Origin of the sequence: Mycolicibacterium chlorophenolicum (genome assembly GCF_001044235.1) — a bacterium.
Lineage (GTDB): Bacteria > Actinomycetota > Actinomycetes > Mycobacteriales > Mycobacteriaceae > Mycobacterium > Mycobacterium chlorophenolicum.
The window spans coordinates 116324-143320 of sequence record NZ_JYNL01000068.1 but is presented as its reverse complement, the minus strand read 5'-3'; the positions used below and the strand labels follow the sequence as shown (position 1 = coordinate 143320).

The 26997-nt window shown below is 69.0% G+C and carries 26 protein-coding genes and 2 tRNA genes; 15 read left to right on the top strand and 13 right to left on the bottom strand.

Annotation, left to right across the window (positions count from 1 at the left end):
• Positions 1-5 precede the first annotated feature (5 nt).
• The gene (gene htpG, locus MCHLDSM_RS28755) at positions 6-1937 is read left to right on the top strand and encodes a molecular chaperone HtpG (protein ID WP_048473218.1); all 1932 of its coding nucleotides are present in this window, start codon (positions 6-8) and stop codon (positions 1935-1937) included.
• Between the two features lie 12 nt (positions 1938-1949).
• Here htpG and MCHLDSM_RS28750 read toward each other — a convergent pair whose 3' ends face one another.
• The 3 genes from MCHLDSM_RS28750 to MCHLDSM_RS28740 form a co-directional block, all read right to left on the bottom strand.
• The gene (locus MCHLDSM_RS28750; protein ID WP_048473217.1) at positions 1950-2555 is read right to left on the bottom strand and encodes a Rossmann-fold NAD(P)-binding domain-containing protein; all 606 of its coding nucleotides are present in this window, start codon (positions 2553-2555) and stop codon (positions 1950-1952) included.
• A 120-nt stretch (positions 2556-2675) separates the two neighbouring features.
• Positions 2676-3905, bottom strand: coding sequence for a serine hydrolase domain-containing protein (locus tag MCHLDSM_RS28745; RefSeq protein ID WP_048473216.1), 1230 nt, complete (start codon positions 3903-3905; stop codon positions 2676-2678).
• A gap of 85 nt (positions 3906-3990) precedes the next feature.
• Positions 3991-4066: transfer RNA gene (locus MCHLDSM_RS28740), tRNA-Lys, on the bottom strand.
• Between the two features lie 157 nt (positions 4067-4223).
• On the opposite strand from MCHLDSM_RS28740, the gene MCHLDSM_RS28735 reads away from it, so the two are divergent.
• On the top strand, positions 4224-5444 hold the full coding sequence (locus MCHLDSM_RS28735) for a L,D-transpeptidase (RefSeq protein WP_048473215.1): 1221 nt from the start codon (positions 4224-4226) through the stop codon (positions 5442-5444).
• Between the two features lie 55 nt (positions 5445-5499).
• Here the strand turns inward: MCHLDSM_RS28735 and MCHLDSM_RS28730 are convergent, their stop codons facing one another.
• From MCHLDSM_RS28730 to orn, 3 genes are all read right to left on the bottom strand, one after another.
• Positions 5500-5781 carry a hypothetical protein gene (locus MCHLDSM_RS28730; protein WP_048473214.1) on the bottom strand — a complete coding sequence of 94 codons (282 nt, stop codon included), beginning with the start codon at positions 5779-5781 and terminating at the stop codon, positions 5500-5502.
• A 130-nt stretch (positions 5782-5911) separates the two neighbouring features.
• Positions 5912-5984 (bottom strand) — tRNA-His (locus MCHLDSM_RS28725).
• A 28-nt stretch (positions 5985-6012) separates the two neighbouring features.
• Positions 6013-6660, bottom strand: a complete 648-nt coding sequence (gene orn, locus MCHLDSM_RS28720) for an oligoribonuclease (RefSeq protein WP_048473213.1) — start codon at positions 6658-6660, stop codon at positions 6013-6015.
• Positions 6661-6741: 81 nt separating this feature from the next.
• Here orn and MCHLDSM_RS28715 point away from each other — a divergent pair, with 81 nt between their 5' ends.
• Positions 6742-8340, top strand: coding sequence for a helicase HerA-like domain-containing protein (locus MCHLDSM_RS28715; protein ID WP_048473212.1), 1599 nt, complete (start codon positions 6742-6744; stop codon positions 8338-8340).
• 75 nt (positions 8341-8415) lie between these two features.
• Here MCHLDSM_RS28715 and cmrA read toward each other — a convergent pair whose 3' ends face one another.
• Complete coding sequence (gene cmrA, locus MCHLDSM_RS28710; RefSeq protein ID WP_048473211.1) at positions 8416-9222, bottom strand: mycolate reductase; 807 nt, start codon at positions 9220-9222, stop codon at positions 8416-8418.
• A 25-nt stretch (positions 9223-9247) separates the two neighbouring features.
• Between cmrA and MCHLDSM_RS28705 the strand changes: the two genes are divergently transcribed.
• Positions 9248-10567 carry an MFS transporter gene (locus MCHLDSM_RS28705; protein ID WP_048473210.1) on the top strand — a complete coding sequence of 440 codons (1320 nt, stop codon included), beginning with the start codon at positions 9248-9250 and terminating at the stop codon, positions 10565-10567.
• Here the strand turns inward: MCHLDSM_RS28705 and MCHLDSM_RS28700 are convergent.
• A complete protein-coding gene (locus MCHLDSM_RS28700; protein WP_048473209.1) occupies positions 10564-11355 on the bottom strand; it encodes an MmpS family transport accessory protein in 792 nt (263 codons plus the stop codon). The two genes, MCHLDSM_RS28705 and MCHLDSM_RS28700, sit on opposite strands and share 4 nt — an antisense overlap.
• Positions 11356-11489: 134 nt before the next feature.
• Between MCHLDSM_RS28700 and MCHLDSM_RS28695 the strand changes: the two genes are divergently transcribed.
• The 3 genes from MCHLDSM_RS28695 to MCHLDSM_RS37475 all read left to right on the top strand — a co-directional run bounded on the left by MCHLDSM_RS28695 (position 11490) and on the right by MCHLDSM_RS37475 (position 13807).
• On the top strand, positions 11490-13316 hold the full coding sequence (locus tag MCHLDSM_RS28695; RefSeq protein ID WP_048473208.1) for an alpha/beta hydrolase family protein: 1827 nt from the start codon (positions 11490-11492) through the stop codon (positions 13314-13316).
• Positions 13317-13403: 87 nt separating this feature from the next.
• Positions 13404-13616, top strand: a complete 213-nt coding sequence (locus tag MCHLDSM_RS28690) for a hypothetical protein (RefSeq protein ID WP_048419522.1) — start codon at positions 13404-13406, stop codon at positions 13614-13616.
• A 35-nt stretch (positions 13617-13651) separates the two neighbouring features.
• Positions 13652-13807 (top strand): DUF6131 family protein, encoded by a 156-nt coding sequence (locus MCHLDSM_RS37475; RefSeq protein WP_109777828.1) that lies wholly within the window; start codon positions 13652-13654, stop codon positions 13805-13807.
• 10 nt (positions 13808-13817) lie between these two features.
• Here MCHLDSM_RS37475 and MCHLDSM_RS28685 read toward each other — a convergent pair whose 3' ends face one another.
• Positions 13818-14429 carry an SACE_7040 family transcriptional regulator gene (locus MCHLDSM_RS28685; protein WP_048473207.1) on the bottom strand — a complete coding sequence of 204 codons (612 nt, stop codon included), beginning with the start codon at positions 14427-14429 and terminating at the stop codon, positions 13818-13820.
• Between the two features lie 97 nt (positions 14430-14526).
• Between MCHLDSM_RS28685 and MCHLDSM_RS28680 the strand changes: the two genes are divergently transcribed.
• Genes MCHLDSM_RS28680 through MCHLDSM_RS28660 form a run of 5 tightly spaced genes read left to right on the top strand, consistent with a single transcriptional unit; the run spans position 14527 to position 20520 of the window.
• On the top strand, positions 14527-16077 hold the full coding sequence (locus MCHLDSM_RS28680; RefSeq protein WP_048473206.1) for a carboxyl transferase domain-containing protein: 1551 nt from the start codon (positions 14527-14529) through the stop codon (positions 16075-16077).
• Between the two features lie 3 nt (positions 16078-16080).
• Complete coding sequence (locus MCHLDSM_RS28675) at positions 16081-18063, top strand: acetyl/propionyl/methylcrotonyl-CoA carboxylase subunit alpha (RefSeq protein ID WP_048473205.1); 1983 nt, start codon at positions 16081-16083, stop codon at positions 18061-18063.
• A complete protein-coding gene (locus tag MCHLDSM_RS28670) occupies positions 18060-19220 on the top strand; it encodes an acyl-CoA dehydrogenase family protein (RefSeq protein ID WP_048473204.1) in 1161 nt (386 codons plus the stop codon). The genes MCHLDSM_RS28675 and MCHLDSM_RS28670 overlap by 4 nt, the downstream gene beginning before the upstream one ends.
• On the top strand, positions 19217-19705 hold the full coding sequence (locus tag MCHLDSM_RS28665) for a MaoC family dehydratase (RefSeq protein WP_048473203.1): 489 nt from the start codon (positions 19217-19219) through the stop codon (positions 19703-19705). Before MCHLDSM_RS28670 ends, MCHLDSM_RS28665 begins: the two co-directional genes overlap by 4 nt.
• Complete coding sequence (locus tag MCHLDSM_RS28660; RefSeq protein ID WP_048473202.1) at positions 19702-20520, top strand: HpcH/HpaI aldolase/citrate lyase family protein; 819 nt, start codon at positions 19702-19704, stop codon at positions 20518-20520. The genes MCHLDSM_RS28665 and MCHLDSM_RS28660 overlap by 4 nt, the downstream gene beginning before the upstream one ends.
• Positions 20521-20527: 7 nt before the next feature.
• Here the strand turns inward: MCHLDSM_RS28660 and MCHLDSM_RS28655 are convergent, their stop codons facing one another.
• Positions 20528-21208, bottom strand: a complete 681-nt coding sequence (locus tag MCHLDSM_RS28655; RefSeq protein WP_234714232.1) for a hypothetical protein — start codon at positions 21206-21208, stop codon at positions 20528-20530.
• A gap of 325 nt (positions 21209-21533) precedes the next feature.
• Here MCHLDSM_RS28655 and pdhA point away from each other — a divergent pair, with 325 nt between their 5' ends.
• From pdhA to MCHLDSM_RS28640, 3 genes are read left to right on the top strand one after another with little or no spacing between them, the layout of a single operon-like run.
• A complete protein-coding gene (gene pdhA / locus MCHLDSM_RS28650) occupies positions 21534-22601 on the top strand; it encodes a pyruvate dehydrogenase (acetyl-transferring) E1 component subunit alpha (protein ID WP_048473201.1) in 1068 nt (355 codons plus the stop codon).
• Between the two features lies 1 nt (position 22602).
• Positions 22603-23640, top strand: a complete 1038-nt coding sequence (locus MCHLDSM_RS28645) for an alpha-ketoacid dehydrogenase subunit beta (RefSeq protein WP_048473200.1) — start codon at positions 22603-22605, stop codon at positions 23638-23640.
• Entirely contained in the window at positions 23637-24776 is a 1140-nt protein-coding gene (locus MCHLDSM_RS28640; RefSeq protein WP_048473199.1) for a dihydrolipoamide acetyltransferase family protein, read from the top strand. Before MCHLDSM_RS28645 ends, MCHLDSM_RS28640 begins: the two co-directional genes overlap by 4 nt.
• A 37-nt stretch (positions 24777-24813) precedes the next feature.
• On the opposite strand, the gene MCHLDSM_RS28635 is transcribed toward MCHLDSM_RS28640, so the two are convergent.
• Genes MCHLDSM_RS28635 through MCHLDSM_RS28625 form a run of 3 tightly spaced genes read right to left on the bottom strand, consistent with a single transcriptional unit; the run spans position 24814 to position 26977 of the window.
• Entirely contained in the window at positions 24814-25566 is a 753-nt protein-coding gene (locus MCHLDSM_RS28635) for an enoyl-CoA hydratase (protein ID WP_048473198.1), read from the bottom strand.
• A 13-nt stretch (positions 25567-25579) separates the two neighbouring features.
• A complete protein-coding gene (locus tag MCHLDSM_RS28630) occupies positions 25580-26332 on the bottom strand; it encodes an acyl-[acyl-carrier-protein] thioesterase (protein ID WP_048473197.1) in 753 nt (250 codons plus the stop codon).
• A gap of 39 nt (positions 26333-26371) precedes the next feature.
• Positions 26372-26977 (bottom strand): class I SAM-dependent methyltransferase, encoded by a 606-nt coding sequence (locus MCHLDSM_RS28625; RefSeq protein WP_048473196.1) that lies wholly within the window; start codon positions 26975-26977, stop codon positions 26372-26374.
• Positions 26978-26997: the final 20 nt, after the last annotated feature.

Genomic DNA, 26997 nt, shown 5'->3' with positions numbered 1-26997 from the left:
GTCTCATGAACGCGACGGTCGAGCAGTTCGAATTCCAGGCCGAGGCACGGCAATTGCTGGATCTGATGATCCATTCGGTCTACTCGAACAAGGATTCTTTTCTGCGGGAGCTGATCTCGAACGCCTCGGACGCGCTGGACAAGCTGCGGCTGGAGGCCTTCCGCAACAAGGACCTGGACGTCGACACCTCCGATCTGCACATCGTCATCGACGTCGACAAGGAGGCGCGCACGCTCACGGTGCGCGACAACGGCATCGGCATGACCCGGGACGAGGTCGTGGATCTGATCGGCACGCTGGCCAAGTCGGGTACCGCGCGCGTACGTCAGCAGTTGCGCGAGGCCGAGACCGTCGGTGACGCCGACGCGTTGATCGGGCAGTTCGGCATCGGCTTCTACTCGGTGTTCATGGTGGCCGACCGGGTCGAGCTGCTCACCCGCAAGGCCGGGGAGAGCGAGGCCACCCGTTGGGAGTCGAGCGGGGACGGCACGTACACCATCGCCTCCGTCGACGACGCCCCGCAGGGGACGTCGGTGACGTTGCACCTCAAGCCCGAAGACGCCGAGAACGAACTGCACGACTACACGGCGGGGTGGACGATCCGCAGTCTGGTCAAGAAGTACTCGGACTTCATCGCCTGGCCCATCCGGATGGACGTCGAGCGACGCAGCCCCGCCGACGACGAGGGCGGCGAGGACACCGTGACGGTCGAAGCCGAGACGCTCAACTCGATGAAGGCGCTGTGGGCGCGATCCAAAGACGAGGTCTCCGCAGAGGAGTACGCGGAGTTCTACAAGCACATCGCCCACGCCTGGGACGACCCGCTCGAAGTCATCGCGATGAAGGCCGAGGGCACCTTCGAATACCAGGCCCTGCTGTTCATCCCGTCGCACGCCCCGTTCGACCTGTTCACCCAGGACGCCCACGTCGGCATCCAGCTCTACGTCCGGCGCGTGTTCATCATGGGCGACTGCGACCAGCTGCTGCCGCAGTACCTGCGCTTCGTCAAGGGGGTCGTCGACGCGTCGGACATGTCGCTCAACGTGTCCCGCGAGATCCTGCAGCAGGACCGTCAGGTCAAGGCGATCCGTCGCCGACTGACCAAGAAGGTGCTCTCGACGATCGCGGACCTGCAATCCGAGCGTCCCGAGGACTACCGCACCTTCTGGACGCAGTTCGGCCGGGTCGTCAAGGAAGGCCTGCTGTCGGACTTCGACAACCGGGACGCGCTGCTGCGCGTGTGCTCGTTCGCCTCCACGCGCAGCGACGAGGAGTCCACCACGCTCGCCGGTTACGTCGAGCGCATGAAGGACGGCCAGGACCAGATCTTCTACGCCACCGGCGACACCCGGGAACAGATCCTGCGGTCGCCGCACCTGGAGGCGTTCAAGGCCAAGGGGTACGAGGTGCTCCTGCTGACCGACCCGGTCGACGAGGTGTGGGTGCAGAACGTCACCGAGTTCGACGGCAAGGCGCTGCAATCGGTGGCGCGCGGCGAGGTCGACCTCGAGTCCGACGAGGAGAAGTCGGCCCACGAGGCCGAGCGTGAAGAGCAGGAGAAGCAGTTCGCCGACCTGATCGGCTGGCTGAAGGAGACCCTCGGCGAGCACGTCAAGGACGTCCGCCTGTCTGCCCGCCTGACCGAGTCGCCGGCCTGCCTGATCACCGACGCCTTCGACATCACGCCGGCGCTCGCACGCCTCTACCGGGCGTCCGGGCAGGAGGTTCCGGTCACCAAGCGGATCCTCGAGCTGAACCCGGACCATCCGCTCGTCACCGGGCTGCGGCGGGCCCACAGCGAGCGGGCGCAGGACCCGGACGTGGCTGAGACGGCCGAGTTGCTGTATGGCACAGCGCTTCTGGCTGAAGGTGGCGCCCTCGACGATCCCGCGCGGTTCGCCGACCTGCTCGCCGCCCGGCTGGCCCGGACGCTGTGAGCTCGGCGACCGTCAGGCCGTCATGAGGTAGTGCGTCCCGCCGACGCAGACGAGGCCCGGCGGGGTGCGGGTGGTCACCGCGGCGACGACCGCACCGGTGAGCTCGTGCACGGACGTCGCGGAATGGATGCCGCTCCCGGTCCTCTCGCTGGAGACCACGCTGAGGTGGATGCCGTGGCGTCCGAGTTGTGAGCGCATCGCGTACAGGGCGGTTTCGCCGGCGCGCATGCTCGCCACCGCTGCGGTGCAGCCCTTGGGTACCGCCTTGTGCGGGAAGAAGTGCGCCTGATGACTGGTGACGTAGACGATGCGGGCGCCGGGGGACATCAGGGGCATCGCCAGCGAGACCAGTGCGCGGTGCCTTTCGTGGAATGCGCGCAGCGTGCCGGGATCCTCGCCCGGAAGCGACAGACACTCCGACGCGTCCAACACCAGGGCGTCGAGGTGGCCGTGGTCCGCCGCCACGGTTTCCATCACGATGCTCGCGTCGGTCTGGTCGTTGTCGGCGCCGGCGACGACGACGTGTCCTTCGGTGCCGCCCATCCGCCGTGCGACCGCCGGACCGAGGCCCCCCGATCCTCCGCTGACCAGGACGACCCGTTCGTATGTCGCAGACATGGCGCACTCCTGTCTGGCCGTAGCCATCGTCGATGCGCCCCAGCCTAGCGCGATCTTAAGAAAAATAAGATCAACTTAAGGTTGCATTAAGGAGACATGCGTCTCTCGATGAGGGCCGGTCTATCGCGGCGGCGGTGTGGGCGGCGCGTCCTCGGGCGCCAGCTCGGCGCCGATCGACCGGAACAGCGCCTCGGCCGCGTTGGTGTAGTCACCGTCGGCGCTGAACGCCGCGGGAGCGAAGGTGGTGGCGACGGCGATCGCGATCTTGCGGGCGGGCAGGTAGGCCGCCACCGCGGCATAACCGCTGAACATCGGGTTCTGCAGCAGCCAGTCGCCGGAGATGACGATGCCGAGCCCGTAGGTGTAGCCCTCGGTCATCGGAGCGCAGGTGCTGCACCCCGGCTGACTTCGCGTGCGGCCGCGCAGGTCGGTGGACACCATCATCCGGTAGGACGCGGGGTCGAGCAGTCGGCCCGACCCGATGCCCGCGGCGGTCGCCTCGAGGTCGTCGATGTTCGTCGTCTGAATGGCGCCGTGGGTGATGGTCCAGGACGGATTCCAGAACGTGGACTCCTCGTAGAACGGTTGCTTCGGCGGTATCCCGAGCGCCGCGCGCCGCTCGGAGGTGAACGCGTGCAGCACGGGTGACGGTATCGCCGCACTCTCTGATGCGACGGTGTCGGTCAGGCCCAGCGGCTGCAGGACTCGCTCGGCCAGCAGGTCCGACATCGGGCGGCCGGTCGCCTTCTCCAGCGCCAGGCCCAGCAGTACGTAGTTCGTGTGCGCGTAGTTCCAGTTGGTGCCGGGTTCGTAGAGCAGTGGCTTGTCGACTGCGAAGGCGAGTAGTTCGTCGGTGGTCCAGGCGCGGAACGGGTCGGCGTACATCGCGTCGTTCATCGCGGTGTTCCCGAGCACGTAGTCGACGTAGCCCGACGTCATGTGCGCGAGTTGACGCAGCGTCACCCGGTCGGCGTGCGGTACCTCGGGCAACCACCGCGACAACCTGTCGTCGAGCCCCACGGTGCCGTCGCGGGCGAGCAGGAGCAGCAGGGTCGAGACGTACGAGATCGCCACCGCTCCGTTGCGGAAGTGCATGTCCGGGGTCGCCGGCTCGCCGGTCAGGGACTCGCCCACCGCGTCGGTCAGCACCTCGCGGCCGTCGATGGTGACGCGGACGATCGCGGCGTTGAGGTGCGATGTGGCCACGGCGTCGTCCACGATGCGCCTGATCGCGGCCGCCTGGCCCGAAAGATCCTGCGGCGCAGGGGAATTGTCGTTGGGGCCGGAAGCGGGTGCGCAGGCCGCCACCAGCAGGAAGGCTGCGACGGCCAGGCAGCCTGCGGCGGACATGCCCGCATCATCCACCAGCGCGGGCCGGCGCAGTGGGCAACGGCCCGAAGAACATGAAAGCCCCGCCGAGGCGGGGCTTTCACGGTGGTGCGCCGTCAGGGTTTCGAACCCCGGACCCGCTGATTAAGAGTCAGCTGCTCTACCAACTGAGCTAACGGCGCGCGTCGACGACAATAACAGGCCCCCGCCGCAGGACGGAAATCGCCTCGTCGCTGGTTCTTCGGACCGCAACGTCGCTGTCATGTGAGCAGTCGAAACGCACCGTAGAATCGGCTGCAACAATCCTGGGAACATCCTGTAGACGAGGTGGAACGAAGTATGGGGCAGGTCAACACGGCGACCCGTGCGCGGCGCAGGATGGCCATGCTGGCGGCAGTCGCGCTGGTCCCCGCGCTCGCGCTGGGCCTGACCGCGTGCGGCGGCGGCAATGAAGCGGCCACGCCACAGGTGATCAGCGAGAAGGGCACGCCGTTCGGCGACCTGCTGGTGCCCAAGTTGACGTCGTCGGTCAAGGACGGCGCCGTGGGCGTGAGTGTCGACTCTCCGGTGACGGTGAGCGCCGAATTCGGCGTGCTCGGCGCGGTGTCGATGGTCAACGAGGACGGCAAAGCCGTGCAGGGTCGGCTGTCGAAGGACGGCCTGACGTGGGAGACCTCCGAACCGCTCGGCTACAACAAGCGCTACACCCTGACCGCGGAATCGCTCGGTCTCGGCGGTGTCGCCAGTCGCCAGATGACGTTCGAGACGCACTCGCCGGAGAATCTGACGATGCCCTACGTGCTGCCGGCCGAGGGGGAGGTCGTCGGCGTCGGGCAGCCGGTGGCGGTGCGGTTCGACGAGAACATCACCAATCGCCTCGCGGCGCAGCGGGCCATCACGGTGAAGACGACCCCGTCGGTCGAGGGCGCGTTCTACTGGCTGAGCAATCGCGAAGTGCGTTGGCGCCCAGCCGAATACTGGAAGCCCGGCACCAAGGTCGAGGTGTCGGTCGACACGTACGGTGTGGACCTCGGCGACGGGCTGTTCGGCCAGGAGAACGTCTCGACGAACTTCACCATCGGCGACCAGGTGATCACCACGGTCGACGACGACACCAAGACCCTGACGGTCCGGCGCAACGGCGAGGTCATCAAGTCGATGCCGGTGTCGATGGGCAAGAACAGCACGCCCACCAACAACGGCACCTACATCGTCGGTGACCGCCGCGCGCACATGGTGATGGATTCCTCCACCTACGGTGTGCCGGCGGAGTCGCCGAACGGCTACCGCACCGAGGTCGACTGGGCCACCCAGATCTCCTACAGCGGCATCTACGTTCACGCCGCGCCGTGGTCGGTCGGCAGCCAGGGCTATAGCAATGTCAGCCACGGCTGCATCAACGTGAGCACCAGCAACGGGCAGTGGTTCTACAACAACGCCAAGCGCGGCGACATCGTCGAGATCGTCAACACGGTGGGCTCGCCCCTGCCCGGCACCGACGGACTCGGTGACTGGAACATCCCGTGGGAGCAGTGGAAAGCGGGCAACGCCAACGTCTAGGCCGTGACGCCGTCTGCCCCGCCGGAGGCCGGCGGGGCAGCGTTCGGCTCGCGGGTCAGCGGTGTTCTCCCGGCGTGTCCGCAGCGCTGGTCGAGAGGTAGCGGCCGACGAACGCCGCGGACGTCAGGCCGGCGGCAACGCCGATGACGCCCCAGAGCACGACCTGGAAGATCAGCGACCCGAACAGGAAGTCGTAGGTCAGGCTCAGGTAGAGCGACCAGAACACCCAGTAGGCCGACCAGAAGGCCAGCAGCCCGGTGCTGATGCCGATCACCAGGGCGCGCTGGCGATCGACGCCGTTGACGTGCTGTTCGAGCGCGGCGGGGACGAGCTTCATGGGAGGTCCTTTCGACTGTGGTCCGCGGTTCTGCGGTGCGGAACACAGTCAAGGCGGGACGCGGCGCTACCGATCCCAAGAACTCCTGGAACGCAGAAGGTGGGAGGGCGTAACGCCCTCCCACCTGCGGGGTGGCTGACGGGACTCGAACCCGCGACAGCCAGGATCACAACCTGGTGCTCTACCAACTGAACTACAGCCACCATTGCCGCTCACGCGGCGTCGTCGATACTAGCCGGTGGACCCCTTGTCGACCGAATCAGTTTCCGAATCCGCGGCGGCCGTCGGGCCCAACCCGGCCGCGATCGTCGCGATGTCGCTGGTCGACGGCCCGGGCGGAGCCACGAACGCCGTCTGCCGGTAGTAGCGCAACTCGCGGATCGACTCGTGGATATCGGCGAGCGCGCGGTGCGCCAGACCCTTCTCCGGCTGGCCGAAGTAGATGCGCGGATACCACCGGCGGCACAGTTCCTTGATCGAGCTGACGTCGATCATCCGGTAGTGCAGGTAGTCGTCGAGCTTGGGCATGTCGCGAGCGAGGAAGCCGCGGTCGGTGGCGATCGAGTTGCCGGCCAGGGGAGCGGTCTTGGCCTGTTTGACGTGGTCGCGAATGTAGTCCAGCGCCATCGTCTCCGCGGTGGCCAGGTCGATCGTGGACGCCCGCACCTCGTCGATCAGCCCGGATTTGGTGTGCATCTGCGTGACGACGTCGACCATCGAGGTCAGCGCGTCCTCCTCGGCGTGGATCACCACGTCGATCCCGTCGCCGAGGACGTTGAGCTCCGAGTCGGTCACCAGGACGGCGATCTCGATGAGCCGGTCGGACTTGAGGTCCAGGCCGGTCATCTCACAGTCGATCCACACCAGTTCGTCACGCACAGCGCTCAACAGTAATTCCCAAGGTGGGATCGGGTCGCGGACACCCGCCGGAACGCGGTCCGGCCGAAGTAGGGTGCCCCCATGACCATGGAGTCGACAGGCAGTCCGGCTCAGCAGATCGCGGCCGGCTACAGCGCGGACGGTGCGGCGCTCGAACTCGGCGCGGTCGTCGTCGACGGCGTCTGCGATCCCGGCGCCAGCATCCGCATCCCCCTCGCGACAGTGAACCGGCACGGGCTGGTGGCGGGGGCGACCGGCACCGGCAAGACCAAGTCGCTGCAGGTGCTCGCCGAGCAGCTGTCCGCGGCCGGGGTCCCGGTGCTGATGGCCGACGTCAAGGGTGACCTGTCGGGTCTGTCGCGGCCCGGCGTCGCCGACGGCAAGGTCACCCAGCGCGCCGCCGACACCGGTGATGCGTGGACGCCGACGTCGTTCCCGGTCGAGTTCCTGTCGCTGGGGACGTCGGGTCAGGGGGTGCCGGTGCGTGCCACCGTCACCAGCTTCGGGCCGATCCTGCTCGCAAAGGTGCTGGGGCTCAACCAAACCCAGGAGTCGACGCTCGGGCTGATCTTCCACTGGGCCGATCAGCAGGGGCTGCCGCTGCTCGACATCAAGGATCTGCGGTCGGTCATCCAGTACCTGACCAGCGACGAGGGAAAACCCCAACTCAAGGCCCTCGGTGCGGTGTCCCCGACGACGGCCGGGGTCATCCTGCGTGCACTGGTCAACCTCGAAGCCGAAGGCGCCGACACGTTCTTCGGTGAACCCGAACTCGAGCCCTCCGACCTCCTGCGCGTCGACGCGTCGGGACGCGGCGTCATCTCGCTGCTCGAGCTGGGCGCCCAGGCGGCCAGGCCGGTGATGTTCTCCACGTTCCTGATGTGGGTGCTCGCCGACCTGTTCACCACGCTGCCCGAGGTCGGCGACGTCGACAAACCCAAGCTGGTGTTCTTCTTCGACGAAGCCCATCTGCTGTTCACCGACGCCTCCAAGGCGTTCCTGGCCCAGGTCGAGCAGACCGTCAAGCTGATCCGGTCCAAGGGCGTCGGCGTGTTCTTCTGCACCCAGCAACCGACCGACATCCCGAAGGACGTGCTCAGCCAGCTCGGCGCCCGCATCCAGCACGCTCTGCGCGCGTTCACCCCGGACGACCAGAAGGCGCTGACCAGAACGGTACGCACCTATCCGAAGACCGACGTCTACGACCTCGAGTCCGCGCTCACGTCGCTGGGCATCGGCGAGGCGATCGTAACGGTGCTGTCCGAGCGCGGGGTGCCAACCCCGGTGGCATGGACGCGGATGCGCGCGCCGCGGTCGCTGATGGACACCATCGGTGCCGACGCCATCGCCGCGGCCGCGGCGGCGAGCCCGCTGCAGGCCGAGTACGGCCAGACCATCGACCGCGAATCGGCGTACGAACGCCTGGCGGCCAGGATGGCGCCCCCGCCGCCGGTCGCCGAACAGCCTCCGGCCCAACAGGTTCCGTCACCCATCGACCTGCCGCCACCGCTGGACCTCCCGCCGATGCCCACGCCGGCGCAGCCGCGTGAACCCGGGTTCCTCGACACCGTGATGGACAGCCCGGCCTTCAAGAGCGCGATGCGGTCGGCGGGCACGGTGATCGGACGCGAGATCACCCGCAGCATCTTCGGCACCGGTCGCCGCAGGCGCCGCCGCTGATCCGCCGAAACTGCATTCCAGCAGCGCTGCACTCGAACTTCTGCTGCCGGAATGCAATGTCGGCGGTAGAGAAGGCTATTCGCCGCCGAGCTTCTTGTAGACCGCGCCGACGATCGGGGCGACGATCGCACGCGGGGCGTAGCCGCTGGCCGCCGACATCGCCTTGGACGTGACGCCCGGAACGACGCGCATCTTGTTGCGCTCCAACCCGTCCAGCGACACCTTCGCGGTGTACTCCGTGTCGATCCACAGGAAGTCGGGGATCAGACGCTCCACCAACGACTGCTCGTCCGGGTTCGGCAGCTCGGTGCGCACCGGGCCGGGCGCCAGCACCGTGACGTGCACGCCCGCCGACTTCACCTCGCCGCGCAGCGATTCGCTGAACGTGTTCGCGAACGCCTTGGTGGCCGCATAGGTGGCGTTGTTGGGGATCGGGGAGTTGCCCGCCGCCGACCCGGAGATCAGGATGCCGCCGGCGCGACGGGCCACCATGCCCGGCAGCACCGCCAGCACCAGGTCGTGCACACCGAGGACATTGAGCTGAACCTGCTTGCGCTCGTCGGCCGGATCGAGCGCCACCACGGGCCCGAACGTCGCGGTCCCGGCGTTCGCGCACAGGATCGAGATCTCGCGGCCGGCGAGTTCGTCGCAGAAGCCTGCCCGGGCGTCCGGATCGGCGAGGTCGACGGCGCGGACTTCCACCGTGACGCCGTAGGTGGCGCGCAGCCGCTCGGCGAGTGCGTTGAGCACGTCTTCGCGTCGCGCGGTGATGATCAGGTGGTGGCCACGGGCGGCGAGTTCGACGGCGAGCGCCTCACCGATGTTCTGGGACGCGCCGGTGACGACGGCGCGGGCATCCGCGCTGGGACCGGGTACGGGCATGCGCCGGACTATATCGTGGGCGTCCATGAGCGAGTCGCCTCCGGTCCGGCCCTCCGTCGCCGGCCCGAGGAGGTCTCGGGTGGCGGCCTGGGCGCTGTGGGACTTCGGCGCCACCGCGGTCAACGCCACCGCCGTCACTTTCGTGTTCTCCGTCTACCTGACCGGCGCCGTCGGCGATGACCTGCCCGGTGACGCCAACCCGACGAGCTACCTCGGTCGGGCGCTCGCCGTGGCCGGGCTGGTGGTCGCGCTGTTCGCGCCCGTCACCGGGGTGTGGGTGGACGCCCCGGGCCGGAGGCGTCGCGCGCTGGCCGTGCTCACCGGCGCCATGGTGCTGTTCACCGCGTCGATGAGCCTGATCCGCGACGACCACCGCTACCTGATCCCGGGCCTGATCCTGCTCGCCGGCACGGCGGCCTGCAGCGAGCTCGCGACGGTGCCCTACAACGCGATGCTGCGCGACCTGTCGACCCCGCAGACCTCGGGCCGGGTCTCCGGAATGGGTTTGGGCGCAGGCTATGTCGGCAGTGTGCTGGCCCTGATCGTGGTGTACGTCGGCTTCGTCTCCGGGTCCGGGGACACCCGCGGCCTGCTGGACCTGCCCGCCGCCGACGGGCAGAACGTACGGGCGGCGATGCTCCTGGTGGCCGCCTGGTTCGCGGTGTTCGCGCTGCCGCTGCTGATCTCGGGTCCCGCCGGCACCCCCGGCGGTGCGGCGCCGATCGGGATCCTCGGCGCGTACCGGCGCATCTGGCGGCAGATCCGCGAGGAGTGGCGCCGCGACCGCAACGTCATCTACTACCTCGGGGCCAGCGCGGTGTTCCGCGACGGACTCACCGGGATCTTCACGTTCGGCGCGGTGCTGGGCGTGCAGGTCTACGGCATCTCCGCGGCCGACGTGCTGCTGTTCGGGATCGCCGCGTGCGTGGTCGCGGCGGCCGGTTCCGTCCTCGGCGGCCACGCCGACGACCGGGTCGGCGCCAAGAAGGTCATCGTCACCTCACTGATGGCGATGATCGCGGTCGGCGTGACGCTGATGGCGTCGTCGGGCGCCGTGGCGTTCTGGATCCTCGGGCTGCTGCTGTGCCTGTTCATCGGGCCGACGATGTCCTCGGCGCGCACGCTGATGATGCGGATGACCGCGCACGGCAAGGAGGGTGTCACCTTCGGTCTCTACGCGACCGCCGGGCGCGCGGCGACCTTCCTTGCGCCCTGGCTGTTCTCGGTGTTCATCGACGTCTTCGACAGCGACCGGGCCGGCCTGGCGGGGCTGCTCGTCGTGCTGGTCCTCGGACTGGCCGCGGTGGCGGCGGTGCGCGTTCCGGACACCCGGACGTCGCGCTAGCCGGCGGCGGCGCAGATCGTCAGTCCGGCGCCGGTGCGCTCCTGCACCCGCACCCCGTTGACGGTGATCGAACACGTCACCTCACGACCGACGTTGATGATGCTGACGCTGGCCGATCCCTGACCCGGCTGAGCCAGCGACACCTCGCGACTCCACGGCAGCATCACGTTGAACTCGGTCTGCAACAGCCCGCCGGTGTCGACATAGGTGATGTTGATGACCCGTCCGGTGCCGGCGACGTCGTAGACGACGGTGTCGGTGGCACCGGGGGTGGTGGTGCGCCCGGGCGGCGCGGTGGTCGGTGAGGTGGGCAGGGTGGGCAGCGGCAACACCGGGGTCCGCGGCGCGCGCGACGTGGTGGTGGGCGTGGGCCGCGTCGACGTCGCGGTCGGCTCGGGCAGGGTCGGGGCCGGTGCCATCACGCTCTCCTGCCGGGAGCTGTTGACGATCACCAGCGCGATCACGAGGCCGATGATCGCCAGGACCGCCACCCCGGCGACGATCCAGAGCCATCGCGGGGGCTTGGGGTCCTCGGGCGGCGGGGGCGGCTCGGCGCCGTAGGAGTTGGTGTACTGCGGCGGGTACTGGCCGGTGGCGTAGGGGTCGTACCCGTAGGACTGGTAGGTGGGCAGCTGCTCGGTCGGGCGCGGGGCGGGCGGCGGCTGGTAGGGCTGCCCGTACGGTGCCTGGCTCGCGTACGCCGGGTCGGAATAGCCCGGATAGCCGGGGTACCCGCCACCGAAGGCCTGCGTCGGCTCGTCACGACGTCCGTCAGGTGAATCCGTCATACCCACCTCATGGCTGCAGGGTACCTGTGCGGCCGCTCAGGGGGTCCGCGGCAGCCGGGAGCGCATCAGACGGGTGGAGCGTGTGAGAATCGTGCACCGTGGCACAGCAGGTTCGTCGGGTCTACGGGGCGTCGATGTCGCCCGACGCCACCGCGTTCGCCCACCTGGTCGACGACGGCGGGTATCCGCGCGCGGTGCAGCGGTTCCTGCGCGGGTGGCGGGCCACCTCCTCGCGGGACGTCGAGTTGCCCGTCGAAGGCCCGGTGACGCGGGTGCTGCATTCGGCCGACGGGCACTGGCTGGCGTGCCAGGTGGCGCCCGAGGGCGGCTCCCGCAGCCAGATCTGGGTCGTGACAACCGATCCCGACGACCGCTTGGCGCGCCGCATCGACCACTGGCCCTCGGGGGTGGAGGGCACCGCGGAACTCATCAGCTGGGACGGCACCCGGGTCGCGGCGATCCTGACCGGCGAGGACAACGTGGGCAGTTCGTGCCTGATCGATCCCGCCGACGGCACGACGACCGTGCTGGACCGCCGGTCCGGCGGCAGACTGGTGGACGCGTGGTGCGGGGCGTCGCTGGTGCGTGTCGGCCCGCGCGGATACCGGGACCTGATCATGCTGCGCGGGCTCACCGAGACCGGGCTGCTGCCCTTCGATCCGGGCTCGACCACCGACACCGGGATCATCCTCGACGACCACGGCCCCCGCCGGTTGCGGTACGGCCCGGAAGGTGAACAGACCAAGCTCTACTTCCCGGCCCGCGACTACGACGTCAACAGCACCGAGGGCTACGTGCGTGCCTTGATCCGCAGCGAGAACGGTGCCGAACACGCCCGGCTGCTCGAAGTGACGGTCACCGCCGACGGCGTCGCCTACCACGTACTCGCCGAGCGGGAAGGGTGTGAACTCGACGAATTCACCGTCAGTGATGACCTGTCCACGGTGGCGATCCTGTGGAACCTGCACGGCGCCAGTGAGTTACAGATCCTCGAATACGCGGACAACACACTGCTCGAGCCGATTCCGTTGCCCGGCATGGTCGCCAGTGAGCTGTCGATCAGCGCCGGCGGGTCGATGGTGGCGATGACGGTGGAGGGTCCGGCCAAACCGCCGACCGTCGAACTGGTCGACCCCCGCAGCCGCGAGTGGGAACCCGTCGACCGCGAACCGAGCAGGGGCCCTCTCTCGGCGGATCCGACGTTGGAGACCGTCGTGGCTCGCGACGGACTGTCCTTCACCGGCTGGCTGTTCCAGCCGCCGGAGGGGGTGCCGACCGTCGGCGCGATGTTGTTCCTGCACGGCGGACCGGAAGGGCAGGGCAGGCCGGGATACAACGAGTTCTTCCCCGGCCTGTTGGAGGCGGGCATCTGTGTGTTCCTGCCCAACGTGCGCGGCTCGGGTGGCTTCGGACGGTCGTTCATGCACGCCGACGACCGGGAGCGCCGCTTCGCCGCGATCGACGACGTCGCCGATGCGGTCCGCTTCCTCGTCGACAACGGCCATGCGCCGCAGGGGTGTGTCGCCTGCTGCGGCTGGTCCTACGGGGGCTACCTGACGCAGGCGGCGCTGGCGTTCCACCCCGACGAGTTCGCCGCCGGTATCAGCATCTGCGGGATGAGCGATCTCAACACGTGGTACCGCACCACCGAGCAGTGGATCGCCGCGGCGGCGTATCCGAAATACGGGCACCCGGTCAGCGACCGCGACCTGCTCGAGGAGCTGTCGCCGTTGCCGCGCGCCACAGCGATCACGGCCCCGCTGCTGCTGGTGCACGGTCTCAACGACACCAATGTGCCGCCGACCGAATCGCAGCAAATGTACGACGCGCTCGTCGAGCAGGGGAAGCAGGCGGAACTGCTGCTCTTCGACGACGACGGACACGAGATCGACAAGCGCGAAAACCGTGCTGTGCTGCTGAAAGCCATGACCTCCTGGCTCGGTGCGGCGTTCGGCGCCTGACAAGATCAGATTTCAGGTTTATCGAAATTGTCTCCCGGGTAAACCCTGCTGCGCGTCACGTAGGCGCGATTACGGAGGAGGCACGGCATGCGGGGAATTCTCGGCGTCATTGTGCTCGTCTGGTTGTTGATCGGTGTGTTCGCCGCATACCAACGCGACTACTTCACGGGCGGCGACGCCAACTGCGCCACCGCCGGAAGCATCGCGCTGACCGTCGTGGCGGGCCCGCTGAACTACGCGGGAGTCAATCCGAAAGTCACGGATTGCAAAGTCCCACAGGTCCCACAACCCAGTCAGTAATCCACTGACTGGCTGATTCGAGGAATGGAGTTGCCATGATCGTTCTCGGTGCGATCCTGCTGATCCTGGGTCTGGTGTTCGGTATGGCGATCCTGACCTATATCGGTGTCGTCCTGCTCGTCATCGGCGCGGTGTTCTGGATACTCGGTTCGGTCGGCCGTCCGGTCGGCGGCAGGAAAGCCTGGTACTAGCGCTTCGGCGTCAACGTTCGGCCGAGGTCAGCGCAGCGACCGTCATCTTTCTCAGGACGGTCCGCGAGTTGGCCTCGGCCGCTTTCGTGCTGCCGGGCTTCACGCTGTGCGATGTCGAGTTGAGCAGCCCGAAGGTGGCATGGGCCATCAGGCGCGCCGACGGCTCGGAGAGCTCGGGGCGGCACCGTCGCAGCACGTCGACCCAGATCTCCACGTACTGCCGCTGAGCTCGCCGCACCTGCCGTTTGGCCGCCGGCGGGAGATTGCCCAGATCGCGGTCCTGAATGCGGATCAGATCGGACTCCTCGAGCGCGAAATCCAGATGGAAGTCGATCAGCGCCTCGAGTGCGGCGCCGACGTCCTCGGTGGTGTCCACCACGTCGTTCGCACCCTGAAGCAGGCGGGTGCTGATCCCCACCAGCAGCTCGGCGAGTAGTGCCTCCTTGTTGGGGAAGTGCCGGTAGATCGCCGGACCGCTGACTCCGGCCGCCGCGCCGATGTCCTCCAACCGGACGGCCAGGTACCCGTGCTGGGCGATCAGATGCTCGGCGGCGGCGATCAACTGACTGCGGCGGTCGGACTTGGCCCTGCTGCGGCGGGACCCGGCGTCCGTGGCGGTCATGGCGCACCCTCCGGGCCGATGGTGGACAACGCGAGTTAATCCTGATTAACATACCACCGGTTAGTCTTCATTAACTGGAGCTGAGGCGGATCCGACGATGGCAGCGCGCACCTCACATCGCGACGACCACGTCGCGCTGGTCGACCAGTTGCGCGCCAAGCTCGCCGCGGCGGCACTCGGTGGTCCGCCACGAGCGCGAGAACGCCATGTCGGCAGAGGCAAACTGCTGCCGCGCGACCGCGTCGACGGGCTCCTCGACCCCGGCAGCCCGTTCCTGGAGATCGCGGCACTGGCCGCCGACGGCATGTACGACGACGAATGTCCCGGCGCGGGCATGATCGCCGGAATCGGCCGGGTGTCCGGGCGCGAGTGCATGATCGTCGCCAACGACGCCACGGTGAAGGGCGGCACCTACTACCCGGTGACCGTCAAGAAGCATCTGCGCGCCCAGGAGATCGCGTCGCAGAACCGGCTGCCGTGCGTGTACCTCGTCGACTCCGGCGGTGCGTTCCTGCCCCGCCAGGACGAGGTGTTTCCCGACCGCGAGCACTTCGGCCGCATCTTCTACAACCAGGCGACCATGAGCGCCAAGGGAATTGCGCAGATCGCAGCGGTCCTGGGCTCGTGCACCGCCGGTGGTGCGTACGTCCCGGCGATGAGCGACGAGGCTGTCATCGTCCGCAACCAGGGCACCATCTTCCTGGGCGGGCCGCCGCTGGTGAAGGCGGCCACCGGGGAGGTCGTCACCGCCGAGGAACTCGGCGGAGGGGATCTGCACTCCAAGGTCTCCGGCGTCACCGATCATCTCGCCCACGACGACCGGGACGCGCTGCGCATCGTGCGCCGCATCGTCGGCACGCTGGCGCCGAAGGCCGACACCCCGTGGGAGGTGGCCCCGACGGTCGAACCGATCGCCGATCAGACCGAGCTGTACGACGTCGTGCCGGTCGATCCGCGGGTGCCGTACGACGTGCATGAGGTGATCAGCCGCATCGTCGACGGCGGCGAATTCGCCGAGTTCAAAGCCGACTACGGCACCACCCTGGTGACGGGGTTCGCGCGGATCCACGGCCACCCCGTCGGCATCGTCGCCAACAACGGTGTGCTCTTCGGCGAATCGGCGGTCAAGGGTGCGCATTTCATCGAGCTGTGCGACAAGCGGGTCACGCCACTGTTGTTCCTGCAGAACATCTCCGGCTTCATGGTGGGCCGTGACTACGAGGCCGGCGGCATCGCCAAACACGGCGCCAAGATGGTGACCGCGGTGGCCTGCGCGCGGGTCCCCAAGCTCACCGTGGTGATCGGCGGTTCCTACGGAGCGGGCAACTACTCGATGTGCGGGCGCGCGTATTCGCCACGGTTCCTGTGGATGTGGCCCAACGCCCGGATCTCGGTGATGGGCGGGGAGCAGGCCGCCTCGGTGCTGGCCACGGTCCGCGGCGACATGACCGCCGAGGAGGAAGAGGCGTTCAAGGCGCCGATCCGTGCCCAGTACGAGAGTCAGGGCAACCCCTACTATTCCACCGCGCGGCTGTGGGACGACGGTGTCATCGATCCGGCCGACACCAGGACCGTTGTCGGACTGGCGCTTTCGGTGGCCGGTCAGGCGCCGCTCGACCCGGTCTCCTACGGCGTCTTCAGGATGTGACGGATGTTTGACACTGTTCTGGTCGCCAACCGCGGGGAGATCGCGGTCCGCGTCATCCGCACGCTGCGCGCCATGGGCATTCGTTCGGTCGCGGTGTACAGCGACGCCGACGCCGGTGCCCGCCATGTCGCCGAGGCGGACGTCGCGGTGCGACTCGGACCGGCCCCTGCGCGGGACAGCTACCTGTCGATCGACGCGCTGCTGGCCGCGATCGAACGCACCGGTGCGCAGGCGGTCCATCCTGGTTACGGATTCCTCTCGGAGAACGCACGATTCGCCGAGGCGTTGAACGCGGCGGGGATCACCTTCATCGGTCCGCCGGTAAGCGCCATCCAGACGATGGGCGACAAGATCTCGGCCAAGGCCGCGGTGTCGGCCTTCGGAGTGCCCGTCGTTCCCGGCATCTCGCGGCCCGGACTGACCGACGACGACCTGATCGCCGGAGCGCCCGACGTCGGCTTCCCGGTACTGGTGAAGCCGTCCGCCGGCGGCGGAGGCAAGGGCATGCGCGTGGTGCACGACGCCGCCGACCTGCCGGCCGCGCTCGCCAGCGCGCGCCGCGAGGCGGCCTCCGCGTTCGGCGACGACACGCTGTTCCTGGAGCGTTTCGTGCTCAATCCGCGCCACATCGAGGTTCAGGTGCTCGCCGACACCCACGGCACCGTCGTGCATCTCGGTGAGCGGGAGTGCAGCCTGCAGCGCCGCCACCAGAAAGTCATCGAGGAGGCACCCTCACCGCTGCTCGATGCCGCGACCAGGGCGCGCATCGGCGCCGCCGCCTGCGACACCGCGCGCAGCGTGGACTACACGGGCGCCGGCACCGTCGAGTTCATCGTCTCCGCCGACCGCCCCGACGAGTTCTTCTTCATGGAGATGAACACCCGTCTGCAGGTGGAGCATCCGGTCACCGAGATGGTCACCGGATGCGATCTGGTCGAACTGCAGGTGCGGATCGCCGCGGGGGAGAAGCTGCCCCTCGGTCAGGAGGACATCCGGATGGACGGGCACGCCGTGGAGGCGCGTGTCTACGCCGAGGATCCCGCTCGCGGCTTCCTGCCCACCGGTGGCCCCGTGCTCGCACTGCGCGAACCCCACGGCCCAGGGGTGCGGGTGGATTCCGGACTGGCCCGGGGCACGGTCGTCGGCAGCGACTACGACCCGATGCTCGCGAAGGTCATCGCCCATGCCGCGGACCGATCGGCCGCGCTGCGGGCGCTCGACACCGCACTGGCCGACACCGTCGTCCTCGGTGTGACCACCAACGTCGAATTCCTGCGGTTCCTGCTGGCCGACGCCGACGTGGCAGCCGGGCGCCTGGACACCGGCCTGCTGGACCGCCGCACCCCGGATTTCACGCCGGCGCCGGCGCGCGAGGACGACCTGATCGCCGCCGCGGCCTACCGATGGCTGACCAATTGGCCGGCGGAGCCGGGCAGCCCCTGGGACGTGCCGTCGGGGTGGCGTATCGCCGGCCGCGCGCCGATACCGATCCGTCTGCGGGCGGGGGAGCGGACCGATCACGTCTGGGTGACAGGCAGGCCGCAGGCCGCGACAGCAACGGTCGAGCACGGCGAAACCCGAACGCTCACAGCCTCGTTGGCCGGCGATCGGCTCGATGTGGCGATCGACGGGCTGCGCACCCGATACCTCGTCGCCGAGGCCGACGGGCAGATCTGGCTGGCCGCGGCGGGTCGCGTCACGGTGCTCGACGAGGTGCGTGAGGCGCCCGTGCGTCCCGACGACGAACACAGTGGTGACGCAGAACTGACCAGCCCGATGCCGGGAGCGGTCGTCGCGGTCTGTGTCACCGACGGCGCAACGGTCACGACCGGCACCGTCGTCGTCACGGTCGAAGCGATGAAAATGGAGCATGCGCTCGCCGCACCCGTCGACGGGGTGGCCGAACTTCTCGTCGCCGCAGGCGAACAGGTCAAGGTGGGCCAGGTGCTGGCCCGGATCACGGCAACCAAGGAGCCACAGCAATGACCGACTTCCTCTCCACCGGCACGCTGCCCGACCACTACGAGCAGCTGGCCAAGACGGTCCGCGATTTCGCGCAGGGCGTGGTCGCACCCGTGGCGGCCAAACACGACGAGGAGCACTCGTTCCCCTACGAGGTGGTGGCGGGCATGGCCGACATGGGCCTGTTCGGGTTGCCGTTCCCGGAGGAGTACGGCGGCATGGGCGGCGACTACTTCGCGCTCTGCCTGGCCCTCGAGGAACTCGGCAAGGTCGACCAGAGCGTCGCGATCACGCTGGAGGCCGGTGTCTCGCTGGGTGCGATGCCGGTGTACCGGTTCGGCACCGACGACCAGAAGCGGGAGTGGCTGCCGCTGCTGGCCTCCGGCAAGGCGCTCGGTGCGTTCGGCCTGACCGAGGCCGGCGGCGGCAGCGATGCCGGTGCCACCAAGACGACCGCGAAACTGGATGACGGCCACTGGGTGATCAACGGCAGCAAGCAGTTCATCACGAACTCCGGCACCGACATCACCAAGCTCGTCACGGTCACGGCGGTCACCGGGGAGCACGAGGGCAGGAAGGAGATCTCCTCGATCCTGGTGCCCGTTCCCACAGCGGGTTTCACCGCCGAGCCCGCCTACAACAAGGTCGGCTGGAACGCGTCGGACACCCACCCGCTGAGCTTCGACGACGTGCGGGTGCCGCAGGAGAACCTGCTCGGTGAGCGCGGCCGCGGTTACGCGAACTTCCTGCGCATCCTCGACGAGGGGCGCATCGCGATCGCAGCGCTGTCGGTGGGTGCTGCGCAGGGCTGCGTGGACGAGAGCGTGAAGTACTCCAGGGAGCGCCACGCGTTCGGGCGGGCGATCGGCACCAATCAGGCCATCGCGTTCAAGATCGCCCGGATGGAGGCACGCGCGCACACGGCGCGGGCGGCGTACTACGACGCAGCCGCACTGATGTTGTCCGGCAAGCCGTTCAAGAAGGTGGCGGCGGTCGCCAAGCTGGTCGCCAGCGAGGCCGCTATGGACAACGCCCGCGACGCCACCCAGATCTTCGGGGGCTACGGCTTCATGAACGAGTACCCGGTCGCGCGGCACTACCGGGACAGCAAGATCCTCGAAATCGGCGAGGGCACAACGGAAGTGCAGCTGATGCTGATCGCGCGGGAGCTCGGGTTGTGAGCGACAAGCGAGTTGTGGTGCAGCGCGGCCTGTGGTTCGAGGAGTTCGACACCGGGGTCCTCTACCAGCACCGGCCGGGCCGGACGATCACCGAGGCCGACAACGTGCTGTTCACGACCCTGACGATGAACACCCAGGCGCTGCATCTGGACGCCGCGTTCTCCGAGGCGCTGCCGCCGTTCCATCAGCGGTTGGTGAACTCGATGTTCACGCTGTCGACGTTGGTGGGCCTGTCGGTGGCGCAGCTGACGCAGGGCACGATCGTCGGCAACCTGGGTTTCGGCGAGGTCGCCTTTCCGAAGCCGCTCTTCCACGGGGACACGCTGTACGCCGAGACCGAGGTCACCGACAAGCGGGAGTCCAAGAGCCGCCCGGGTGAGGGCATCGTGACCTTCAGTCACGTCGGCCGCAACCAGCACGGCGACATCGTCGCGACGGCGTCGCGAAAGACCATGGTGCGCAAGCGTCCCGGCGGAGGGTCGTGATGCTGGGGGCCAACGGTCCCGGATGGCTGTTCTGCCCGGCGGACCGACCCGAGCGCTTCGAAAAGGCCGCGGCGGCAGCCGATGTCGTGATCCTCGACCTCGAGGACGGGGTGGCGGCGAAGGATCGCGCGGCCGCCCGGCACGCGCTGATCGACACGCCGCTGGACCCCGCACGCACCGTCGTACGGGTCAACCCGGTCGGCACACCGGACCACGCCGAGGACCTCGAGGCCCTCGCGTCGACCGGCTACACCACCGTCATGCTGGCCAAGACCGAGACCGCCGAGCAGGTCGCCTCGCTGGCACCCCGCGACGTCATCGTGCTCGTCGAAACCCCGCTGGGCGCGCTGGCCGTCACCGAGACCGCCCGCGTCGACAACGCCTACGCCGTCATGTGGGGCGCCGAAGACCTGTTCGCCGTGACCGGCGGGACCGCCAACCGGTGGCCGGACGGCAGCTACCGCGACGTCGCGCAGCATGTCCGCTCGCAGAGTCTGCTCGCCGCCAAGGCCTACGGGCGGCTGGCGCTGGACTCGGTGTACCTCGACATCAGGGACCTCGACGGGTTGCGCGCCGAGAGCGACGACGCGGTCGCGGTCGGCTTCGACGCCAAGGTCGCCATCCACCCGACGCAGGTGGCGGTGATCCGCGCGGCCTACGCGCCGACCGACGAGCAGGTCGACTGGGCGCGCCGCGTCCTCGACACGGCGCGCACGCAACGGGGCGTCTTCCAGTTCGGCGGCATCATGGTCGATGCGCCGGTCCTGCGGCGGGCGGAGCGCATCGTCGCGCTCGCGCCCCGCCCCGGCAGCTGACGGTGACTCACGGAAACACGTAGATGCAGTGCCCGCTGCCGCCGATCGGCTCAGCGGCCACGACGGTGCCGTCGATCGAGATCGAGCATCCCGGGCCCGGGGCGTCTCGCCCGGTGGCGACCACCTGGAGCATGTTGACCTCGGGACCGATGTCGAGGGTCCGCGTGAACGGAAGTGGCGTGTGATCAGGCACCAGACCGGTGTCCGGATCGGTGACGATGCTGAACACCTCGCCGTTGCCCACGGCGGAGAACACGACCCGTCGTGAGCCGTTGGCCTGGTGTGCGGCCGGCTGGTTGGCCTGTTTGCGGGACTGTGCGCTGGCATTGTCGGCCAAGGTGTCGGCCCGTTCGGCCGGCGTGACGCAGATCGTGTCGCCGTCGAAGGCCTCGCGCCAGACGTAGCCCTGCGAGCAGGACTCCGGTCCGGACCCGGCGAGGGGGTCCTTGTTGGAGGCGGGATGGGCGTTCTCCGTGGCGGTGCGGTCGCGGACCGCGGGGAGCACGCAGACGGTGTCGCCGGGGCGCGCCTCGCGCCAGACGTAGCCCTGGATGCAGGTGTCCGGCCCGTACAGCAGCGGCTCTGCGACGGCGGACGCCGGCACTGCTGAGACGGCCAGGGCGAGCACCCCCGACACCGGCAGGAACAACGACGCTGCTCGTCTGATCTCGATCGAGGTGATGGTCATCGGGATTCGCTTTCCAAGGAGTGGGTGGACCGGTGAGCAATCGCCACTCTGACCGGGCGCAACGACTGCGGCACGAGTAGTCGACTACGCGATTCGGCGCGCCTCGCCCTCGACACGGCGCGCACGCAGCAGAGGCGTCGTCGGCTTCGGCGGCATAATGGTGGATGCCCCAGCACTACGGCGGCGGAGCACATCGTCGCGTTGGCGCCACACCCCGGCAGCTGACGGACAGACCTCCCACCAGAGGTCAGCCCCGACCGCCTCCGTGCTGAGCACCTCAGTCGACTGACGGCGCGATCCGCCGCCAGTGACCCTAGGAGGCGGTATGGCCGGTGTTTGTGAGCCCATTGCGCTCGTCGCGCCCGACGGCGCACCGACGGCGGAAACCCGATACCGAAGACATCTGCCCCCGGAGACCCTGGCCTGGCTCTACGAGTCGATGGCCGTCACCCGCGAACTCGACACCGAGTTCGTCAACCTCCAGCGCCAGGGCGAGCTGGCGCTCTACGCCTCGTGCCGAGGGCAGGAGGCCGCGCAGGTCGGTGCGACGGCGTGCCTGCGCAAGACCGACTGGCTGTTCCCGCAGTACCGCGAACTCGGGGCGTTCCTGGTGCGGGGCATCTCCCCGCCGCAGGTCGGGGCGCTGTGGCGGGGGACATGGCACGGCGGCCTCGGCTTCACCGACAAGTGCTGCGCCCCCATCTCCATCCCAATCGGCACGCAGGGCCTGCACGCCGTCGGCGCGGCGATGGCGGCCCAGCGCCTCGGCGAGGACAGCGTGACCGTCGCGTTCCTCGGCGACGGCGCCACCAGCGAGGGCGACGTGCACGAGGCGCTCAACCTGGCGTCGGTGTACCGGGCGCCGTGCGTCTTCTTCGTGCAGAACAACCACTGGGCGATCTCGGTGCCGATGCACCGCCAGATGGCGGCGCCGTCGATCACCCAGCGCGCCGACGGGTACGGCATGCCCGGCGTGCGCGTCGACGGCAACGACGTGCTCGCGTGCTTCGCGGTGATGGCCGAGGCGGCCGCCCGAGCCCGCGCCGGAGAAGGGCCCACCCTGATCGAGGCGGTCACCTACCGGATGGGGCCGCACACCACGTCCGACGACCCCACCCGCTACCGCAGCGCGGACGAGGTCGACCTCTGGCGGTCGCGCGATCCGCTGGCGCGGTACCGGACGTATCTCGAGCAGGAGGGGGTGTGGACGCAGCGGTTGGAGGACCGCGTCGCCCACCGCGCGCAGCGGCTGCGCAGCGAGCTGCGCGACGCCGTGCTCACCGAGCCCGACGTCGACGTCACCGAGGTGTTCGACACCGTCTACCACCGCATCACCCCGGACCTGGAGCACCAACGCGCCCAGTTGACGGCCGAACTGGCGAAGGAGTCGTGACATGACCCAGCTCATCGAGAGACCGTTCGGCTTCGACGACGACGCTCCTGAGCCGCCGCCGGTCGCGGCGCCCCCGGCACTGTCGATGGCGCAGGCGATCAACCGGGCGCTGTCGGATGCGATGGCCGCCGATGACCGGGTGCTGGTGTTCGGGGAGGACGTCGCCACGCTCGGCGGTGTCTTCCGCGTCACCGAGGGCCTGGCCGAACGGTACGGGGAGCAGCGGTGTTTCGACACTCCGCTGGCTGAATCGGCGATCGTCGGGATCGCGATCGGGATGGCAATCCGCGGCTTCGTGCCGGTGCCCGAGATCCAGTTCGACGGATTCGCCGCGCCCGCCTTCGATCAGATCGTCAGCCATCTGGCCAAGTACCGGATGCGCACGCGCGGCGATGTGGACATGCCGGTGACGATCCGGATTCCGTCGTTCGGCGGAATCGGTGCGGTGGAACATCATTCGGAGTCGACCGAGACATACTGGCTGCACACCGCGGGGCTCAAAGTCGTCGTTCCCTCGACACCGTCGGACGCCTACTGGCTGCTGCGGTACGCAATCGCCGAGCGTGATCCCGTGATCTTCCTGGAACCGAAACGCCGTTACTGGGCCAAGGAGGTCGTCGACACCCGCAACCCGGCCGAACCGATCGGGCGCGCCGTCATTCGCCGTGCCGGCGAGGACGTCACCGTCATCACCTACGGCTCCCTGGTCGCCACCGCGCTCAACGCAGCCGAATCCTGTTCGACCAGTCTGGAAGTCATCGATCTGCGGACGCTGAATCCACTCGACTTCGACACCGTCGCGGCGTCGGTGCGCAAGACGGGACGGGCGGTGGTGATGCACGAGGGTTCGCGCACATTGGGTTTCGGCGCTGAGTTGGCGGCCCGTATCTCCGAGGAGTGCTTCTACGATCTGGAGGCACCGGTGCTGCGGGCCACCGGCTTCGACACGCCGTATCCGCCGGCCAGACTCGAGCGGTTGTGGCTGCCCGGCGTCGACCGCCTCCTCGACTGCGTCGACGACGCGATGAGCCGGCCATGAGCGCGCTGCGGGATTTCCTGGTGCCCGACCTCGGTGAGGGGCTCGAGGACGCGACGATCACCGGTTGGGCGGTGGCGGTCGGCGACGAGGTGGCGTTGAACCAGACGCTGTGCACGGTCGAGACGAACAAAGCCGAGGTGGAGATCCCGAGCCCGTATGCCGGGCGGATCGCCGAACTCGGTGGCGCCGAGGGCCAGACGCTGCCGGTCGGATCGGTGCTGGTGCGCATCGAGACCGCCGACGTGGAACACACGCCGCCGCGTAAGCCCGTGCTGGTGGGTTACGGCACCGACGATGCGCTGGACGGAAGCCGCCGGCGTGCCCGTACCAAGCCGCCGGTGCGCAAACTGGCCGCCGACCTCGACGTCGACCTGGACCGCGTGAACGGATCGGGACCCGACGGCATCGTCACCCGCGCCGACGTACTTTCCGCGGCCGATATGGCGCCGGATGCGCCCGTGACCGGTGTGCGGCTGGCGATGGCGCGGCGAATGGCGTTGTCACGCCGTGAGATTCCCGACGCGAACGCGTCGGTCGACGTCGACGGCACCGCATTGCTGCGGTTGCGGGAGCACTGCACCTCTGTCGGCGCGGCGTCGGTGACACCGTTCGTGCTGGTGCTCAGGATGGTGGTCGCCGCGCTGCGCACGCATCCGGAGCTGAACGCGACATGGCTCGACACCGTCGACGGACCGCGGGTCCATACCCATGCGGCGATCCACCTGGGCGTCGGTGTGGCCGCGCCGCGCGGGCTACTGGTCCCGGTGGTGACGGACGCTCAGAAGCGGACCACCCGTCAGCTCGGTGACGAGGTGGCGCGACTGGTGGCCGCCGCACGTGAGGGCACGCTCGCACCCTCCGACATGCAGGGTTCGACGTTCACGGTGTCCAACTTCGGGGCGCTGGGACTCGACGACGGGGTTCCGGTGATCAACCATCCGGAAGCCGCGATTCTCGGGGTGGGCGCGCTGAAGCCCCGCGCCGTGGTGGTCGACGGCGAGGTGGTGGCGCGGTCGACGATGCGGCTGACGTGCGCGTTCGACCACCGGGTCGCCGACGGGGCGCAGGTCGGCGCGTTCCTGGGCGAGCTGCGCGCGCTGATCGAGGAGCCTCAGACGGCGCTGCTCGACCTGTGACATTGGCCGGGTCGCTTCGCTCCTGCCCGCCGTAAGCTCACCTGCGCTTGGCGGCGGCGAGCCGCTCGGCGAACTCGGGGGATTCGATGGACCGGGCCTGCGGGCCGATCTCGACGTCGACTGCCATGTGGTGCTGGTGCATGTCGGTGATGCCGGGGTTGAAGGTGGCGCGCATCGACGCCTTGGTCGCGACGACGACGTCGCGCGGTGCCGACGCCGGGCCGGCGGCCAACTCGCGGGCGGCGGCGACCGGGTCGTCGGCGATCTCGAGGGCGAGCCCGTGCCGGACGGCCGCCTCGGCGTCGAAGCGCATCCCGAACAGCAGCGCGGCCCGGGCGGCCTGCGGCCCGATCGCGCGTTGCAGCATGAACGTCGCGCCGCCGCCGGGATGGATGCCGAGCTTCTGGAAGCGCGGATCGAACAGTGCCGACGGGCCGGCGATGCGCACGTCGGCGGCGAGGGCGAGGTTCAGGCCGGCGCCCACGGCGGGCCCGTTGACCGCGGCTATGGTCGGCAGGGTGCACTCGGCGACGGCGAGAAAACCGTCGTAGATGACCCGCAGCCCGTCCTCGGTCGCCTTGCCGAGCGCGGTCAGATCCGCGCCGGCGCAGAACGCCTTACCGGCGCCCGTCACGATCACCGCGTGCACGCCTTCGTCCGCCTCGGCGGCGTCCACGGCGGCGCGCAGGGCTGCCGAGCTGTCGGCGGTGACCGCGTTGCGGCGGTCGGGGTCGTTCACGGTGATGAGCATGACGCGGTCGACGACCTGCGTCAGTACGAGATCGGCCATCCGCTCAGCGTAGCTACAGGGGGCGCAGCAGCGCCGCGGCCCTGACCTCGTCGCCGACGCTCAGCGCGATCTGCACGGCGTCGCCGCGCCGGGTCCAGCCGAGGACCACCTCTTCGCCGTACTTGATCGGCTTGCGGTATTCGATCACCGCGCGGTAAGGGGGCGTGCACGCCTCGGGGGCGACGGCCATCACCTCGTGGATGGCGTGCCAGTAGGCGGTGTTGGTGACGTGCTCGAACAGGTCGATGTCGGTGCGGCGCAACGCGAATGGTGCCGTGTCTTCGACGGTGTCCGGATTCTGCAACCACGGCCGCCATTTGAGGCGGTGCTCGGTGGTGGTGGTGCCGAACCGGGCGAGCAGGCTGTCGGTCGCGCGCTGCGGGGTCAGCGTCTTCGCGTTCATCGCGATCCAGAAGCCCTCGGTCTCGATGCGGCCGCCGTCGCTGCCGACGAGGTCCACCCGCATGGTGCACCAGCGCAGGGACAGCGCCGAGCACCATCTGCTGAAGGTCACCTCGTTGGGGAACCCGATCGGCTCGATGACGTCGACCACGGTGCGCTGCACCAGCCAGTGGGGGTGTTCTTCGGCCTCGCCGGCGTCGACGAGGTTCTCCGCGCCGACCTCCTGGATGTAGCGGGCGACTCCGTCCAGGCGCAGGTTGAGGTCGCCGCCGACGTCGCCCGTCGCCACCCGCCACGAGGTCCGGTAGACGTATCCGGTGTCGGGGAGCGGTGCCAGGCGATGGTCGACGTCGTGGGTGCTCATCGCGGGCCAGCCTACGGTCCGCGGCCTCGGGGGTTCGGCCTATGCCGGACGCAGCACCGCGACGAGGAACTCCGAGTCGTCGCGGAAGGGTCGCAGATCCCAGGTCGACAGCAGCAGATCCGGTGCGAAGCCGGCCTCGGTCGCATGGTCGAGGAAGTCGCCGAAGTCGTAGTCGCGCCCCGCGCCGAAGCCGATCACCGCGCGACCGTCCGCGGCGAGATGCGCACGCAACCTGGCCAGGACCGCGACGCGGGTGCTCGGGGCGAGGAAGGTCATGACATTGCCCGCCGAAGCGATGACGTCGAACGGTTCGGTGATGCCGGACGCGGGCAGGTCCAGTTCGGCGAGGTCGCAGACGAGCCAGCGCGGACCGGGATGATCCTGCTCGGCGGCCGCGATGAGCACGGGGTCGACGTCGACCCCGACGACGTCGTGGCCGGCGCGCGAGAGGTACCCACCGAGCCGGCCGGGTCCACAGCCTGCGTCGAGGATGCGGGCGCGGCGGGGGGCGATCGCGTCGACCAGGCGGGCCTCACCGTCCAGGTCGTCACCTGCCCGTGCCATGGTCCGGAAGCGCTCGACGTACCAGCCGGAGTGCCCGGGGTCGGCCTCGACCTGTCTCATCCACAAGCTCTGCTCGACCATGCCGACATTGTCCCTCGGTG